Here is a 17,226-nt window from a genome sequence, read left to right on the forward strand (position 1 = left end):
ATAAAAATACTATAATAGTCAAAATATTTAAAACTTTCAATCAATTTAGTTACATCTCGCGAATTTAAGCGTATTTTCGCATGAAATAGAGTATAATAGATGTATTAAAAGCAGGTGGTGTGATTATGATTCATGTGAAAAATTATTATCGTCTTGAATTCAAAACGAGAAATGGTAATGTTTTAGTAGAAGGACCTGTTTCTTCCGAAAAACTTGCTACCTACACATTACATGAAGATTTAAAAGCTTTTAGACCTTCCCATCAGCAGCATGAAGCACTTGTCGGAATTGCTCAGCTGGAAGAAGGACGCATTATCGTCATTCGACAGGATAACATAATCGTCGGCTATGTTACGTATCTCTATCCAGATCCATTGGAACGCTGGTCTGAAGATCGGATTCCAAATATGATTGAGCTTGGTGCCATTGAAGTCATTCCTGCTTTTAGAGGATCCGGCGCAGGCAAAAAATTATTGGAAGTATCATTTATGGATGATGCAATGGAAGATTATTTAGTAATTACAACTGAATATTACTGGCATTGGGATTTAAAAGGAACAGGTTTATCTGTTTGGGAATATCGAAATATGATGGAGAGAATGATGACATCTGTCAATTTCGAATATTATGCAACAGATGATCCTGAAATTACTTCCCATCCTGCCAACTGTCTAATGGCGCGTGTTGGGGCACGTGTTGGAAATGAGACAATGGAGAGATTTGACAGACTTCGCTTTAGAAATCGTTTCATGTATTAATTCTTATCACAAAGGGGAATGAACTATGATTGTCGAAGAAATTATGCAAAGAGAGATACATACACTCCTGCCCGAAAACACAGTACGTGATGCTGTACGTCTTATGCGAGATAAAAATATCCGTCATGTGCCAATTGTTAACAAAGAGAAACTGGTTGTAGGAATCATTACAGACCATGACTTGAAAAATGCTTTGCCTTCTCGTTTGCGTGAAGAACCGGACTCTACGATTTATGATGCAACAATCGAGAAAATCATGATAAAAAATCCGATAGTCGGTCATCCGCTAGACTTCGTTGAAGAAGTTGCCATGACTTTTTATGATGCTAAAATCAGCTGTTTACCTATTGTTACTGCCGGGAAACTGGTCGGCATCGTAACGACGACTGATTTACTATATACTTACATCGAATTAACAGGCGCACATAAGCCCGGTTCTAAAATTGATATTCGGGTAAACGACAAACCTGGCATGTTGTTTGAAATAACGAAAGTATTCCATGAAAATAAAGCAAATGTATTAAGTGTTCTCGTATATCCTGATGGTGAAAATGTGAAATCCAGAATTGTAAGTGTCCGTCTGCAAGTAATCAATCCGCTGCATATTATTGAAGAGTTGCGAAAGCAAGGATACGATGTATTGTGGCCAAACTTGCCTGGCGTTACATTATGAAAAAAGCTGTATTTATTTATTCACCAGAACAACTCACTTACAAATTTTCGGACACACACCCGTTTAACCATAAACGATTACACTTAACGATTGATTTACTGAAAAATATCGGTGCCCTCCAAGATGAGGATATCGTCCCTGCTCGTATTGCAACAGATGAAGAAATTGCGCTTGCCCACGACATGCAGTATATTGACATCGTAAAAAAAGCAGGTCATGGTGAGTTAGCCGCTCAGCAAGGGGAACCATATGGTATTGGGACAGAGGATACTCCGATTTTCAAAAATATGCACGAAGCAAGCGCATTGTTAGTCGGCGGGACTCTACAGGCGGTCGACCAAGTACTGCAAGGTAAATCTCAGCACGCATTAAACTTGGGAGGCGGACTTCATCACGGTTTCCGTGGAAGAGCATCCGGTTTTTGCATTTATAATGATAGCAGTGTAGCTATTAAATATATTCAGAAAAAATACGGGCTGCGTGTTTTATATGTAGATACTGATGCACATCACGGCGATGGCGTTCAATGGTCCTTTTATGATGATCCGAATGTTTGTACATTATCGATTCATGAGACAGGACGCTATTTATTTCCGGGTACAGGCAATATCACAGAACGCGGGAATGGTGAAGGATATGGGACTTCTTTTAACTTCCCGATTGATGCCTTTACGGAAGATGAGAGCTTCTTGGAAATATATGAACAATCAATGCGGGAAGTTTTTGAATTCTTCAAACCGGATGTTGTTTTGACACAAAATGGTGCAGATGCCCATTATTTTGACCCCCTAACACATTTATACGGGACGATGAACATTTATAAAGAAATACCGAAGCTTGCACATAAATTGGCACATGAATATTGTGAAGGTCGCTGGATTGCAGTTGGTGGCGGAGGATATGATATTTGGCGGGTCGTCCCGCGGGCTTGGTCACATATTTGGACAGAGATGACCGATCAGCCTGCACCGACTGGAGCGTTACCGCAGCAATGGCTTGATACATGGCAATCTGAATCGCCTGTTCCGCTAATTCCGACATGGAATGATCCACAACCTCTATATGATCCTATTCCGCGTAAAGCAGAAATTGAGGAAAAAAATGCACGAATGCTTGAAAAAGCACTACATATTATTCGTACAGAAAAAAACCGATCGTAACGTTTGCAATAAAGTTTGAACAAAATTATAAAGCTATAAAATAATACAAAGCGCCTGTCAGCTACTGACAGGCGCTTTTGTTATTTACTCGAACCACGCTTTTCTATGCGGTGAGGTAAGATGACATGTTGCTGTTCAACTTCCTCTTTGTTCATATACTTCGTTAATAAGCGCATTGCGACTGCTCCAATATCGTATAAAGGCAATACAACACTTGTAAGTCTTGGTCGTACCATACGCGCTAGTTTTGAATTTTCGAAGCTGATGATTTCAACATCATTGGGTACATTTTTTTCGCTATCTTGAATGCCATGTACTAGTCCAATTGCCAGCTCATCATTCCCGACAAAAATGGCTGTAGGCGGTTGCTGTAGTTCACTTAAACTCACCCAGCTTTCCAATCCGTCATCATAAGAGCCATCTCCGGCAACAATTAAAGCATCGTCTATTTCAATGTTTGCTTTTTCAAGAGCATCTTTATAGGCTGCAAGTTTATGCTGACCATTCACTGTATACTGTAATGGACCTGAGACAAATGCAATTCTCATATGTCCATTATTAATAAGTGTTTCTACAGCTTCAAATGCCGCATTATAATAATCAATGTTTACAGAAGCTACTTTTTCAGTAGAACTGATAGAACCTGCCAATACAATCGGTACTGGACAAGCTTCCACTGCGCGTTGGATATTTTCAGTTACCTCTTCACTCATCATCACAATACCGTCAACTTGCTTTCCTAGCATCGTATCAAGTAAAGACAACTCTTTTTCTTCATTTTGATCTGAATTTGCTAAAATAATATTATAGCGGTACATTGTCGCAATATCTTCAATGCCTCGTGCAAGCTCAGCATTTAAATTATTCGAAATATCAGGGATGATGACTCCTACTGATGTTGTTTTTTTACTTGCTAAGCCACGTGCTACTGCATTTGGACGATATTCGAGACGCTCAATCACTTCCAACACTTTTTTTCTTGTCGCAGGCTTAACATTTTGATTTCCATTTACTACGCGAGATACGGTTGCCATTGATACATTCGCCTCACGTGCAACATCATAAATTGTGACAGTCAAAAATTTCTCCCCCTTTTTATCTTAGTGATATAAGTTTTTATAAACGACTAGTAGAACTAATTGTTATGTATAGCTTCATCATATAATATTTTCATTTCTATTTTCAATCTAAAACCTAGTGAATACCTGGTTTTTTCATCAATTGTCTTAAAATATTCAAAAAGTGTGATATCAACACGATAGCACTTGTTTAAATTCGCTATTTTTTTATTGAACGGTGTATCCTCCATCCAATACAACCGCCTGTCCTGTCATCCCTTTTGCTGCATCACTGCATAAATAGATGACTAACGCTGCAATTTCGGAAACATCAATTAAGCGCTTTTGTGGCACTAAAGGATAGAGTACTTGCTCCAATACATCTTCAACCGCTATATTCCGTGTTTTCGCTAAATCCTGAAATTGATTTCTAACTAATTTCGTATCAACATAGCCGGGACAAATTGCATTTACTGTAATTCCATTTGCTGCCGTTTCAAGTGCTGCTACTTTAGTTAAACCAATAACACCATGTTTAGCGGTATTATAGCCGGCTTTCCCTGCAAAACCGACCAAACCATTGATGGACGCAATGTTAATTATTCTGCCAAAGTTTTGCTGTTTCATAATAGGTAATGCATACTTCATAAAAATAAAAGGCCCTACAACCATTACTTTCTGCATCAATTCAAAAACTTCCGTATCAAATTCCTCTATTATGGATACATGTTGGAAACCAGCATTGTTGATCATGGCATGTAGTGCACCAAACTGCGAAATAACTGTATCGATTGTTTCTTTAATTTGGTCTTCATCGCTGACATCACAAAGTAAATACTTTAAATCCGGTCGTTCTGTAATTGCTTCTTTCAGTCTTTCTTCATTTTTATCTGAAATAATAACTGTCATCCCATTGTTTGAAAGCTCTTTAGCAATTTCAAAGCCGATTCCTTGTGCAGCCCCCGTGATTAACGCAATTTTTTGCACTATGTCATTCCCCCTTATATAAGGTATTTAGAAAAAATTGTAATTTATTACACTACTATTCGTCAAATTAAAACATGCAGAAATACATAAAGGCCCATGTTGAATTGACTCAACATGGGCTTATTAATGTTTATTTTGACACTTCGTATTGTTTCATGAATTTTAAAAGTTCATCGTAGTAAGCATTGAATGTCGGGATATCCATTTGCTGTTGCTGATCCGATAATGCGATTGATGGATCTGGATGCACTTCTGCCATTACACCGTCTGCTCCAATAGCGATTGCAGCTTTTGAACATGGCAATAATAAATCACGACGACCTGTAGAGTGCGTCACGTCTACCATAACCGGTAAATGTGTTTCTTGTTTTAAAATCGGAACTGCCGAAATATCTAATGTGTTACGAGTTGCTTTTTCGTATGTGCGAATACCGCGTTCACATAAAATAATGTTTTCATTACCTTTTGACATGATGTACTCTGCTGCATGGATGAACTCATCAATTGTCGCTGCTAAACCGCGTTTTAATAAGACAGGCTTATTCGTTGATCCAGCTGCTTTTAATAATTCGAAGTTTTGCATATTACGAGCTCCGATTTGAATTACATCGATGTAATCTAATGCATGGTCTAAATCAGCAGGTGTTACGATTTCTGTAATAACACCTAAACCGTATTCTTTAGAAACATCTTTTAAAATCTTAAGGCCGTCCAAACCTAGGCCTTGGAAATCATACGGAGATGTACGTGGTTTGTATGCACCACCTCGGATTAATTTTAATCCTTTTTCCTGAATTGTTGCTGCTACTGCAGCAACTTGTTCATACGACTCAACCGCACATGGTCCAAATACGAACGAAGGAGCACCTGTACCGATTAATTCACCATTAACATTAATGACAGTATCTTCTGACTTTTCTTTACGTGAAACGAGTAATTCTTTTTTCTTTTCTGCTTCTAATTGTTTAAGCGCTGTTTTGAAGATTTGTTTAAAAATATAATCAACCGTCATTTGATTTAACGGGCCGTTATTGTTTTCTTTAATTAAGTCAAGCATATGACGCTCGCGTAACGGATCATAGCGATTGACACCTTGCTTCTCTTTAATCTTACCAATTTCTTCCACTACTGATGCACGTTCATTAATTAAACGTAAAATTTCTAAGTTCAAGCTGTCAATCTGGCTACGTAAGCTTTCTAAATCTTGTTGATGCATATTCCTCTACCCCTCTTCTTTGCGTATCCGGCACTTTCAGATAAATAAAAAGTATGATACATTTTTAAGTAATAATCTTATTATAATCAAACTATTGTAGATTGTCACGCATTTTTAATTTAGCGCTTCAACTCGTTAAAGTATATTGTGATAATAATAGAAAGGAAGCGTTTTCATATGGCAAACAAATTGTTCGCACTTGATATCGGAACACGCTCCGTTGTCGGTATTATTTTAGAGCAGCATACAGATACATACCATGTCGCCGATATTTTAGTAAAAGAACATAAAGAACGTGCAATGGTTGATGGCCAAATACATAACGTCCTGTATGTAGCGGAGCTTATACAGGAAATTAAGACGAAATTGGAAGAAACTCACGGTCCTTTGGAGAAAGTGAGTGTAGCAGCAGCCGGGCGTGCATTAAAAACCGAACAGGCCAGTGTTTCCATTTCTATTAAAAACCGACCGATCTTTACTGATGAAGATATTAACCGCTTAGAACTTCAAGCCGTTCAACAGGCTCAGCAAAAATTATTGCTTCATAAAGAAGATACAAAAAATAACCATTATTATTGTGTTGGCTATTCCGTTTTATATTTCCGTTTGGATGGAGAAGAAATTGGGAGCCTCCTCGATCAGCAAGGTGATGAAGCATCCGTTGAAGTGATTGCCACTTTCCTGCCGCGCGTAGTCGTGGAATCATTGCTAGCTGCATTAAAACGAGCCAATTTGGAAATGGAAGCCCTCACGTTAGAACCGATTGCCGCGATTAATGTACTTATTCCTCCTTCCATGCGCCGCTTGAATGTGGCACTTGTTGATATTGGTGCCGGAACTTCGGATATTGCCATTACAGACAAAAGTACGGTTGTAGCATACGGAATGGTGCCGACTGCTGGTGATGAAATTACCGAAAGTTTAAGTGACCACTATTTACTGGACTTTCCGGTCGCTGAAATGGCAAAGCGCCAATTGCATACGAGTGAGGAAATTCTCATTCAGGATATTTTGGGATTTGACGAATATTTTCCTCGTGAAGAAGTAATCAAGGCAATATATCCAGCAATTGAAAATTTGGCGAAGTCTATTGGCGACGAAATACTACGGTTAAATAATAACACCCCTCCAAAAGCGGTCATGTTAGTTGGGGGCGGGAGTTTAACACCTCACTTGCCGGAAGAGCTCGGCAAAACATTAAATTTGCCGTCTAACCGTGTAGCGGTACGTGATGTGAGTGCCATTCAGAATTTAACACGGGCTCAACATATTGCTGCAACACCTGAGCTTGTGACACCGATTGGAATTGCCATTGCCGCACAAAAGTCACCGATCCATTACATGTCAATTCAAGTAAATCAACAAGTTGTACGACTATTTGAGTTGAAAGAAATGACAGTCGGTGATGCATTTTTGGCTGCGAACGTCAGAGCAAAACAATTATACGGCAAACCCGGACACGGTTTGTCGATTACAGTGAACGGTCAAAATGTTTTCGTGCCAGGTGAGCATGGACAGCCGGCACAGATCATATTGAATGGTGAAAATGCCTCGATTAAATCCCTTATTCAAAATGGAGATCAAATAGAGCTGATTCCCGGAAAAGATGGGACTGCCGCATCTGTTACTATAGGGGATATTATTGACCATGCATCCGTAAAAACTGTGATAATTCAAGAAAAGCAATACACTATTGAACCGAAAGTATTTGTAAACGGTCAAATCGCAAAATTGGATACACCTTTACAGGATCGAGACTTAATTGTCGTCGAAACAATCGAAACGTTGGAAGATGTATTGAAATCTATGAACCATTCTGTGCATATGCAGCAATTCCAATCATATTTTGTTCATATCGATGGGAAACCTGTATCGTTCCCTGATTTTTCATCACAGCTTTTCATTAACGGAAAGCCGGGGAAACTGCATTACCCTATTCAAAATGGAGATATCATTACATTCGAACAGCGTCATTTACCTACAGCTGAACAAATTGCAGCACATTTGAATTTGTTGTTGGAAGAAAAGGCGATTGTAGAGTTCCAGCATGAACAAGTCGAACTTGTAAAGGTGGCCCGTGAGTTTTCTGTAAACGGTCAAGTAGTCCAACGTGAAGCAACAGTGCCGAATGGGGCTACAATTAATATTATCGAAAAAGATACAAGCAAATGGATTTATCAAGATGTCTTTCGTTTTTCCAACTGGCAGCTTCCTGCGTCATTTAAAGGGTCATTTGTGATTTTACGTAATGGTGCGCCTTCTTCATTTGATGCCGAAATATTCGGTGGCGACCAACTTGAAATTCAGCTTACCGATTAACCGGTTGTGGAATAATAAAAAAACGGCTCCCAATATTTTTTTGGGAGCCGTTTTTCTTATTATTGTACATCTGTATGGCGTGTTGAGTTTGGTGCGATATCCGGGTCTGTATTTACGCTATCCGGATCCGGAGCTTCAGCAGCAAGTACTTCTTCATCTACCATTTTATCCAATGGTAATGGTTCCTCACCTTCTGATGAAGCAGTTCCATCATCCATAACTGGTGGTTGTTTCGCTGTTTTCGCTTTCACTTTTTCAACAATTGAAGAAGATTGCTCTTTTAATTGCGTCGATAGCTGTGCCGTTTTCTCCTTTGCCGTGCCAGAAAGCTCAATGCTCTTATCCTTTAATGTGACAGCTTGTACCGCAACATCATTACGCATTTCACTGCCTGTCTTAGGCGTAAGTAATAAAGCTGTCGCTACACCGACAATACCGCCTACTAATGCGCCGATAACAAAATCCTTAACGTGAATTTTTTCATCATCATAGATCGAATCATTTAATCGGTTATAATCATAGTTTACGCGTTTTTCTTCCATTTTAAAAACTCCCCCTTGTTATTGAATGTCATTTTCCCTTTTACTTGCGTTTTAAGAAACCAAACTTTGATTTCTGGCCTAAATTTGGTGGTGTTTCATTTGTTTTAGTACTCGTATAAATGATATCTTCTTCATTAATCGGCTTGCGCTGACGCCATTGGTCTGCAATCCCCATCGCTACATTACTCCATTGTACGACTTGCGCAATCTTGTCTTCGTTTTTATGCACTTCTGTTGAAATCGATGTTGTAATACGTTGAACTGATGAATTCAAATTATTCACAGAATCCCCAACACCTTTTACAGCATGCATTACTGAATTTAACTTCTCCGATTTATCTGAAATATCATCTGCCAGTGCATTTGTTTTTGTAAGCAGGCTTGTCGTCTCACGTGTAATGCCTTCCATTTGTCCTTCGATGCCGGCAACAGTTCCCGCAATTGAATTTAATGTATTCTTAACAGAAAACAATGTCATACCAATACTTACGCATAGGACTAAAAATCCGATTGCAGCCACTAATGCCGCAATATAAAGTAATACTTCCATCAAATATAACCTCCTCTATCTAGTTCCATTTATTACATTCGACAAAAATTGCGACAATCCTTTTCCTAGAAAAGCATTTTTTCCGAAAAACCCTCACGAAATACAAGCTTTTCTTACGTGAATACTGTTAATTTGTTATTTATTTATTCACTAAAGGCGAATGGCCATTTTGTCCATGCTTTCATATTCCCCAATCTCTTGATGAATAAAACCCTTTATAAATAGAAGTTCTATCATTTGTCCCGTATTAACGGAAAATCCGGTTGCTTTGGGCCAACACAATGTTGGTCGTATCACTAGGGGATGAAGACAACAACCTGCTGATTGGAGTTTCACTTTATGTATGGAAAAACAGCTTATCCTTTTACTTCTAGGTTAAGCTGTTTTTCAATTAATTCAAAATTGCTTCAAAGGCATCTTGATATTTATGAACATCTCCCGCTCCCATAAACAGGAATACGGCATTTTCATGTTTTTTAAGTTGATCAACTGTTTCGGTTGTTAACACAGTACAGCCATCGATTAAGTTTGCTAAATCATGAATCGAAAGCTCTCCTTGTTTTTCACGTGCTGAACCAAAAATATCACATAAGTAGGTTGTGTCGGCACCGCTTAAACTATCCGCAAAATTTTGTAAAAATGCTTTAGTTCGAGTAAAAGTATGAGGCTGGAATACAGCTACAACTTCACGATCTGGATATTTTTGTCGCGCTGATTGCAAAGTTGCCGCAATTTCTGTTGGATGATGTGCATAATCATCCACTAAAATTGCATTACCCACTTTTGTTTCAGTAAATCGACGTTTTACACCGCCATAAGTATTAAGGCGTTCTTGAATCAGCTTTGCTGGAACCCCTTCATAATGACAAAGTGAAATCACCGCCAAAGAGTTTAAAATCGTATGGTCACCGAATAGCGGGATAAAGAATTTGCTGTAAAACTCATTACGTACATAAACATCAAATTCCGTACCTTCTGATGTTTTTACGATATTACGCGCAGAAAAATCATTAGCAGGATCAAAACCATAGTAGACAACTGGTACATTGGCTTGAATTTTCTGAAGCTGTTCATCATCTCCGCAGGCAATGATTGCTTTATTCACTTGTAAAGCCAGCTGTTGGAAAGCATCGTATACATCGTCAATACTCGTGAAATAATCCGGATGATCAAAATCGATATTCGTCATGATTGCATAATCCGGATGGTACGCTAAAAAGTGGCGACGGTATTCACATGCTTCCATAACAAAATATGAAGCATCTTTTTTACCTGAACCAGTACCGTCACCGATTAAATACGATGTCGGCATATAACCGCCTACAACATGGCTCATTAAACCAGTCGTAGACGTTTTACCATGTGCACCTGTGATGGCAATTGAAGTATAGCGATTGCTGTATTCACCTAAAAACTTATGGTAGCGAATGACCTCAACACCTAACTCGCGTGCACGCACTAATTCTGGATGATCATCATTAAACGCATTCCCTGCAATAACTGTTAAACCTTCTTTAATATTGTTTTCATCGAAATTTAAAATTTCTATTCCTCGGTCACGTAATGGTTGCTCCGTAAAATAGTATGTTTCATAGTCGGAACCTTGAACTTGCTCTCCTGCATCAAATAGAATTTGCGCCAGGGAACTCATGCCTGAACCTTTAATACCGGTAAAATGATAGCGTGTCATTATTTATAAAACCCTCCTAGGATACGAAGACCCCATTGAATTATCAAATTATTGTTTCAAAGTATGCCTACATTATAGCACTAAATACACGTTACGATAATTGAACGACAATTCTAATTTTTTTAATTGTTCAACTTGCTGTGCTTTAGCCTCCGAATTGCTCAAACAGCTCTTCTTCTGTAATATATACATCTCTCGGTTTGCTTCCTTTTGGTTCTGAAACATAACCATGTCGCTCTAACATATCGATTAATCTAGCTGCTCGATTATAGCCAATATGATAACGGCGTTGTAAAAGTGATGTCGATGCTGAGCCTTGTTCAAACACAAATCGGCATGCCTCTTCAAACAACTCATCTTGTTCCTCTATTGTTTCTGAGCGTTTTAATAATTCTTCCTGTTTAAAAATATATTGTGGCTCTCCTTGTTCACGTACATACTCGATAATTTCTTCGATTTCATCATCTGTTACAAATGTACCTTGAATACGGGTTGGAGCCGACATTCCATTTCCTAAATATAGCATATCTCCGCGTCCCAGTAATCGTTCTGCACCCTGTGAATCCAAAATTGTGCGAGAGTCGATTTGTGATGATACTGAAAAGGCGATACGCGTTGGAATATTGGACTTTATCAGACCAGTTATAACATCTACTGATGGGCGCTGTGTAGCAACAATTAAGTGTATTCCTGCAGCACGGGCCTTTTGCGTAATTCGTACAATGCTGTCTTCCACATCTTGTGGGGACATCATCATTAAATCTGCCAACTCATCGATGACAATTAATAAGTAAGGAAGCTTCTGTGCATACATACCATTTGCATCACACATTTTATTATATGCTTCTATTTTACGTGCACCGCTGTGCATAAATAACTCATAACGTCTTTCCATTTCCTCAACTGCCCATTTTAACGCTGCAGTCGCTGCTTTAACATCTGTAATAACAGGGCTGACTAAATGCGGAATATGGTTAAATGGCGCCAGTTCTACCATTTTCGGGTCAATCAGCATAAGCTTTAATTCATTCGGATTTGCTTTATACAGCAGGCTGACTAAAATCGAGTTAATACATACCGATTTACCCGATCCTGTGGCACCGGCGATCAGACCATGCGGCATTTTCCGTAAGTCGATTGTGACCGGCTTTCCTGTTAAATCCAAACCAAGTGCTGCTTCCAATGGGGAATCTGAATCTTTAAACGAAGCTGATTCTGTCACTTCTGATAGGCGCACCGAACGAGAAATCCGGTTTGGAATTTCAATACCGATTGATCGTTTCCCCGGAATTGGCGCATCAATTCGAATATCTTTTGCAGCTAATGCCAATTTAATATCATCCGTTAAATTGCGGACTTTGCTTACCTTCGTCCCGTGCCCTACTGTAATTTCAAATTGTGTAACGGCCGGTCCTTGGACAATCGATTCAATCTGCGCCTGAACTTGGAAATGGGATAGTGCTTCCACTAAATTTTCGCCTTGTTCATCCATCCAGTCGCGGTCTTCCACCATTTCCTCCGGCGGTACTAAGTATTCAAGAGGTGGCTTTACATAAGGTATCCTTTTAACTGGAGGTGCTTCTATTACGGTCTCAGCTTCCTCTGCTATCACTTCTTGAGTAGAAGGTGCTTTTACGTCTGCTGTTTCTTCAACAATTAGCTCTTCCTCTTCTTCAACTGACGGAAGTTCTGTTACCTCTTGGATTTCCGGTACTTCTTGAACGTTCAGCGTTTCTGGAACTTCTTCTACTACTGCTTCCGTAGTCGCTGCTACTTCTAATAACTCTTCTACTTTTGCAGGTATATCGGATTCACGTTCCAACAACCCAATAGATGTAGAAATAGGTACCCTCATCGTTTCCTCTTCATACTGATTAGTCGGTTCATGCTTCACAACCTGTTCGTTAAAAGTAATGATTTCAGCATTTTCCTGTACAGGTCGTACTTCATTCTGAGATAACTGAGCTTCCTTTTTAACAGCTTCTATTTCATCATTCTTTTCATGTTGCACTATATCCTCTAGTTCAGTATGAACTTCATTAGTTTCTTCAACCGGATTCATAATGTTTTCTTGCTTTACTTCGTCTAGTTTATTTTTTTTACTTTGCATGCTTAACTGCTGTTCAACAAATTGCTTCGTCATTAGTTTTTGCTTGTCTGACTTCAGCATCACCACATTAAAAGGAACACGGCTTCTCGTACTGATTGGCTGTACTGCATCCGTTTCTTCCTTCTTCTCTTCAATTACAATGGCTTCTTCAGATGGAGGCATTTGCTCCACATTTAATTGACCGATGTGTATTGTCGAATTTTCAATTGTTACATGCTTCACTTGTACATCACTGATTGTTTCTGCAACGGAAGGTTCCTCTTTCACTACTTCTTCCGCTTCATCTTCTATTTCGACAACTGCTTCTGTCCGTTGTTCAAGCACCTCTTCTTCCACCGGTTGCTTGTCTTCTTCAATTGATTCGTCATTTTCGACTTCGATCAATTCTTCCTCATTCACAGGGGCAAGTTCAGGTTCTGATTCAAGTGGTTCAGTTTGGGCAATTTCTTCTTCTGAATAAGGCTCATGTATTTCTTGTTCATAATTTGTTACAGCTTGTTGTTCTTCCTCATTTGGTTGTACATCAACCGGTTCAGTCGGCTGTTCTGCCGTTTCATTATGTTCTGGTTCAATTATTGATTTATGTTCGTGCTCTTCATTTTTAAGCTTTTCATCCTGCTGCTTTTCAATTAATTTTTCAATTGATGACGGCTTTTTAAAACCATGTACAGGCGACGGAACATCGGTAGGAATAAAACGTTTCCTAATTTCGATCGGTTTTAAAATTTGTTTATTTTCAGTTCTTTCTGCGCGTACAGGCTTATTGTGACGTATCGCTTCCCGTTCTTCTTTTAAATTCGGTAAACGTCGTACAGGATCTCTTGTATGCACGACATTTGTGTGGCCTTTCCCTTTGCGGCGGCGTTCCAGTAAATCTCGTATACCGGATACTTCGACTTCATATACTTCCTTGGCTGTATGCTTTTGCAAATAATTTGGTAATGTCAGTTCTTCCTTATCATCATCATAAAAGCGCGTCGTTTGTCGCTGCTCATTTTCTTGCTTAACTGTTTCTTCATAATCATCTTCTATTAAAGGAAATCGGAATGCTTTTTTCGGCGCATCAGGTTCTTCATAATAATTTTGCTGCGCTTGTGATTGTTTTGTTTGATCTATTTCATCCATTTTTGGAGAATCATCATACTCATCATATTCTTCATCTGAATCCATTTTAAATAGCTTATTAAATTTATTTTTAATCCAACTCATAAATACCACTTCTTTCCTTAAAAACATTGCCGTACAAATTCCACTATTTGCAACGGTCTTTATTCTTATTTAAATTGCTGTGTATAAATAATATACACCTCAAAAGCATATCATATTTGCCGGGTAAATGCGCTTTGTCGCTGATATTTTTAAGGATAAAAAAAAGTTAGTATGAGAGACTCAGCTCAACATACTAACTTATCGTACTTATTAACGAGTTGGAACCTCGAATGGGCTTCCTACTTCTGCAGAATCTTCCAGCACTAAAATACCTTTTACTTCAGGTGCGCCTGGAATTGCTAGTTCACGTGCAGAGCAAAGCATACCGAATGAATCTTCACCGCGTAAGTTACCTTCTTTGATCAATAGACCAGAAGGCATAACAGCGCCAACTTTAGCTACAACTACTTTTTGGCCTGCGTCAACATTCGGTGCTCCACATACGATTTGTAATGTTTCATCCCCAACGTTTACTTTACAAACACTTAGTTTATCTGCATTTGGATGCTTTTCTTTTGATTCAACATAGCCAACTACAAATTTTGGTGAGAAGTCTACATCTAGAGAAATTTCTGCGCCATTTGCTTTTAAAGCTGCTTCTATTTTCTCTACAAGTTCCGGTGTTACTTCCACATTCCCTGCAACATCCAGTTCTACATACTTGCTAGCATTAAAAAGGTTAAATGCTTTCACTTCACCAGTTGTCTCTTCTTTTAAAATGGCTACATCGCCAGCGCGATCCATCGCTGTTTTTACGATTGGCTCCATTGATAATTGAACTAATAGGACATCTCCTACATGTGCTTTGTTGTAAGCTACTTTCATTTTTCTTCTTGCTCCTTTTTTACTTTGTTTTTCGCTAAAATAAATATTGGTTCTAAATGACCGTTTTCATATACAAATGACAAGCTCGTAATCGGAACCGCGCCAACTGTAAAGAAATGCATCGTCATCTGCGCTAATACATCATACCCTACTTCATTCCGAATATCACCAATAATTAATACGTCCTGATGCGGGACAGATACCGTCATTTCGCCTTCAATTTGACTTTCCATTTCCTTCAAAAAGCTTTCATTTAAAATACGGCTTGCATCATAACCGTCATTCTGATTTAAAAAGTAATAAACATTACCGGAAACTTCATCACGTTTAACAGAAGTCGGCAATTTTTTTACAGAAAAACGTGCAGCTTCACGTATATGCTCCTCTGTTACATTTAATTTCGGCAACATTGACTCATCAATTAAACGATAAGTTGTACCTAAATCGAGCGCATAATAAATACGTGTTTCCGCTGTATGGTCTGTCATGACAAAAGCATGACCATCATTCGACTTTTTAGGGAAGGATGTTGAGCGGATAATTGGATAAACAGAAGCAAGACCTGCAAAGCCCTGTTCTTTTTCTCGCTGCATCGCTAAAAATGTTTGCTCAATTGTATAAATTACTTCATCAATTGCCTGCTGTTTTTTCTTTTCGTACTTCGTTAAAATTTCGGGTAAAGAGATATCCATCCCTCGTCCAATTTTTTTATGTTCAAGACGTAATTTATCATGCTTTTCATCGAATGTGAATGTAAAGTTTGCCTCACCTAGCTTAGTCTTCAGTTCAGCTACTAACTGTTTCGATTCCATTCAACCACTCCTTTATCTAATCAAAAACGGCTCACAAATGTGAACCGTTCCATTTACTTCATCTATTGTAACAAAAAAGCTATATGATTACTTTACTCAACGCCTCAACTAGTTAACCACTTTCACTGTTTTCACAATTTCCATCATTTCCTGGATTTTATCGTCAATTTTCTTATTCTCGGAAATAGTCGACAGCTTAACGCCGCCTAAATTAACGATCAGCTCATATTTCTCTTCAGGAAATTTTGTGACAGCAGAAAATCCGAATTGGCCATCCGATTCGAATGTTTTCTCTTCGACAATTTCATTTTTGTTTTCCTGCTTTAACAAGTCATATTGTAATTGACTGTCTTCTGGTTCATTTTGATTAACGAATAATATATAGGAATCTTTACCGTTCAGAATCGTATAATTCAATTCATCGATTCCTTTTTCAATACTATATCCTTTTGGTAAGTATAGTTCTATATGTCCAATCGTTTTGTTTGCTTCATTCGCTTCGTTGCTAAACATTGTTTCAGCATTTTCCATCCCTGCTTGTGCCTGTTCTTCAACTGTTTGACTGCATGCTGATAATATAACAACAAGTGAAGTAAGCAAAAACGCATGTATCCATTTACGACTCATTGTTTTCCCTCTCTTTCAAACGTTCCATCAGTATCATAATAATTTTTCGAGCCGTAATGCAACGATTGTGCTCTACATCCGGTCCGATTGCTCTTTGTTTATTTTAAACAAGATTTGACCGACTAATAACTTAACAATATGTTCAAACATTTCTTTTCGGTCGATTAAATTATTTGAAAAAATACCAACTGCTCCTTGATGATGGCGAATATTTTCGCTATCTGTATAGACGTCCATCACCGGTCCGAGTTCCTTGCCCATACGAAGCTCCTGTGCAATTTCTTCCGGTAAGGCAAATTGAGCTCCTGAGCTGGCAATGACTGTCCCATCCTTCAAAACAGCCGCCCCCCAGTTACAGCAATACATTGTTCCTTCGATTTCATCGACGCCGCCTTCAAGTCCAAATGTTATATCAGCATTTGTAAGCATCATTGTATGACGTGCACGGTTGATCGCCCCTTGTCTCGTTTCTTCATTTGAGAAGGGCTGAATTGATACATCTGAAGGCACTTCCATATTTTCGATTGTGGCTTCAGGGAAATACTGTTTGACAATTGCTTCAACGGCACCTAATTTCGCCTTATTTTTCGATCCGACTGCTACTCTCATTATTTCATCTCCAAGCTATTCGTTTTTAAACGGTCTATACCTATATAAAATGGTTTACCGATTTTTATGTAAGTCACGTTA

Annotated in this window: 15 protein-coding genes; 4 read left to right on the forward strand and 11 right to left on the reverse strand. The window is 38.6% G+C overall.

The window, feature by feature from the left end:
• Positions 1–125 precede the first annotated feature (125 nt).
• The 3 genes from AC6CH1_RS12060 to AC6CH1_RS12070 are packed head-to-tail and all read left to right on the forward strand — an operon-like array spanning position 126 to position 2,591.
• Complete coding sequence (locus AC6CH1_RS12060) at positions 126–758, forward strand: GNAT family N-acetyltransferase (protein ID WP_427708601.1); 633 nt, start codon at positions 126–128, stop codon at positions 756–758.
• A 25-nt stretch (positions 759–783) separates the two neighbouring features.
• Entirely contained in the window at positions 784–1,431 is a 648-nt protein-coding gene (locus AC6CH1_RS12065; RefSeq protein ID WP_251686461.1) for an acetoin utilization AcuB family protein, read from the forward strand.
• Positions 1,428–2,591, forward strand: coding sequence for an acetoin utilization protein AcuC (locus tag AC6CH1_RS12070; RefSeq protein ID WP_498317683.1), 1,164 nt, complete (start codon positions 1,428–1,430; stop codon positions 2,589–2,591). The genes AC6CH1_RS12065 and AC6CH1_RS12070 overlap by 4 nt, the downstream gene beginning before the upstream one ends.
• 80 nt (positions 2,592–2,671) lie before the next feature.
• Here the strand turns inward: AC6CH1_RS12070 and ccpA are convergent, their stop codons facing one another.
• The 3 genes from ccpA to AC6CH1_RS12085 all read right to left on the reverse strand — a co-directional run bounded on the left by ccpA (position 2,672) and on the right by AC6CH1_RS12085 (position 5,852).
• Positions 2,672–3,670, reverse strand: coding sequence for a catabolite control protein A (ccpA, locus tag AC6CH1_RS12075; protein WP_498317684.1), 999 nt, complete (start codon positions 3,668–3,670; stop codon positions 2,672–2,674).
• 207 nt (positions 3,671–3,877) lie between these two features.
• Positions 3,878–4,639 (reverse strand): 3-hydroxybutyrate dehydrogenase, encoded by a 762-nt coding sequence (locus AC6CH1_RS12080; RefSeq protein ID WP_498317781.1) that lies wholly within the window; start codon positions 4,637–4,639, stop codon positions 3,878–3,880.
• 127 nt (positions 4,640–4,766) lie between these two features.
• Positions 4,767–5,852: a bifunctional 3-deoxy-7-phosphoheptulonate synthase/chorismate mutase gene (locus AC6CH1_RS12085; RefSeq protein WP_251686458.1), complete on the reverse strand. Its 1,086-nt coding sequence runs from the start codon at positions 5,850–5,852 to the stop codon at positions 4,767–4,769.
• 177 nt (positions 5,853–6,029) lie between these two features.
• Here AC6CH1_RS12085 and pilM point away from each other — a divergent pair, with 177 nt between their 5' ends.
• Positions 6,030–8,171 (forward strand): pilus assembly protein PilM, encoded by a 2,142-nt coding sequence (pilM, locus tag AC6CH1_RS12090; protein WP_498317685.1) that lies wholly within the window; start codon positions 6,030–6,032, stop codon positions 8,169–8,171.
• A gap of 59 nt (positions 8,172–8,230) precedes the next feature.
• Here the strand turns inward: pilM and AC6CH1_RS12095 are convergent, their stop codons facing one another.
• From AC6CH1_RS12095 to AC6CH1_RS12130, 8 genes are all read right to left on the reverse strand, one after another.
• Positions 8,231–8,713: a YtxH domain-containing protein gene (locus tag AC6CH1_RS12095; RefSeq protein ID WP_498317686.1), complete on the reverse strand. Its 483-nt coding sequence runs from the start codon at positions 8,711–8,713 to the stop codon at positions 8,231–8,233.
• A 40-nt stretch (positions 8,714–8,753) separates the two neighbouring features.
• On the reverse strand, positions 8,754–9,263 hold the full coding sequence (locus AC6CH1_RS12100) for a DUF948 domain-containing protein (RefSeq protein ID WP_251686455.1): 510 nt from the start codon (positions 9,261–9,263) through the stop codon (positions 8,754–8,756).
• Between the two features lie 391 nt (positions 9,264–9,654).
• Positions 9,655–10,953, reverse strand: coding sequence for a UDP-N-acetylmuramate--L-alanine ligase (murC, locus tag AC6CH1_RS12105; protein ID WP_251686454.1), 1,299 nt, complete (start codon positions 10,951–10,953; stop codon positions 9,655–9,657).
• A 145-nt stretch (positions 10,954–11,098) separates the two neighbouring features.
• Positions 11,099–14,272, reverse strand: a complete 3,174-nt coding sequence (locus AC6CH1_RS12110) for a DNA translocase FtsK (RefSeq protein ID WP_498317687.1) — start codon at positions 14,270–14,272, stop codon at positions 11,099–11,101.
• Between the two features lie 210 nt (positions 14,273–14,482).
• Positions 14,483–15,097 carry a YtpR family tRNA-binding protein gene (gene ytpR / locus AC6CH1_RS12115; RefSeq protein ID WP_014823085.1) on the reverse strand — a complete coding sequence of 205 codons (615 nt, stop codon included), beginning with the start codon at positions 15,095–15,097 and terminating at the stop codon, positions 14,483–14,485.
• Positions 15,094–15,909 (reverse strand): DUF1444 domain-containing protein, encoded by an 816-nt coding sequence (locus AC6CH1_RS12120; RefSeq protein ID WP_251686452.1) that lies wholly within the window; start codon positions 15,907–15,909, stop codon positions 15,094–15,096. The genes ytpR and AC6CH1_RS12120 overlap by 4 nt, the downstream gene beginning before the upstream one ends.
• 108 nt (positions 15,910–16,017) lie before the next feature.
• A complete protein-coding gene (locus AC6CH1_RS12125; RefSeq protein WP_427708583.1) occupies positions 16,018–16,536 on the reverse strand; it encodes a hypothetical protein in 519 nt (172 codons plus the stop codon).
• 72 nt (positions 16,537–16,608) lie between these two features.
• On the reverse strand, positions 16,609–17,145 hold the full coding sequence (locus AC6CH1_RS12130; protein WP_251686450.1) for a DUF84 family protein: 537 nt from the start codon (positions 17,143–17,145) through the stop codon (positions 16,609–16,611).
• Positions 17,146–17,226: the final 81 nt, after the last annotated feature.

Source organism: Solibacillus sp. GQ1, from assembly GCF_059758555.1.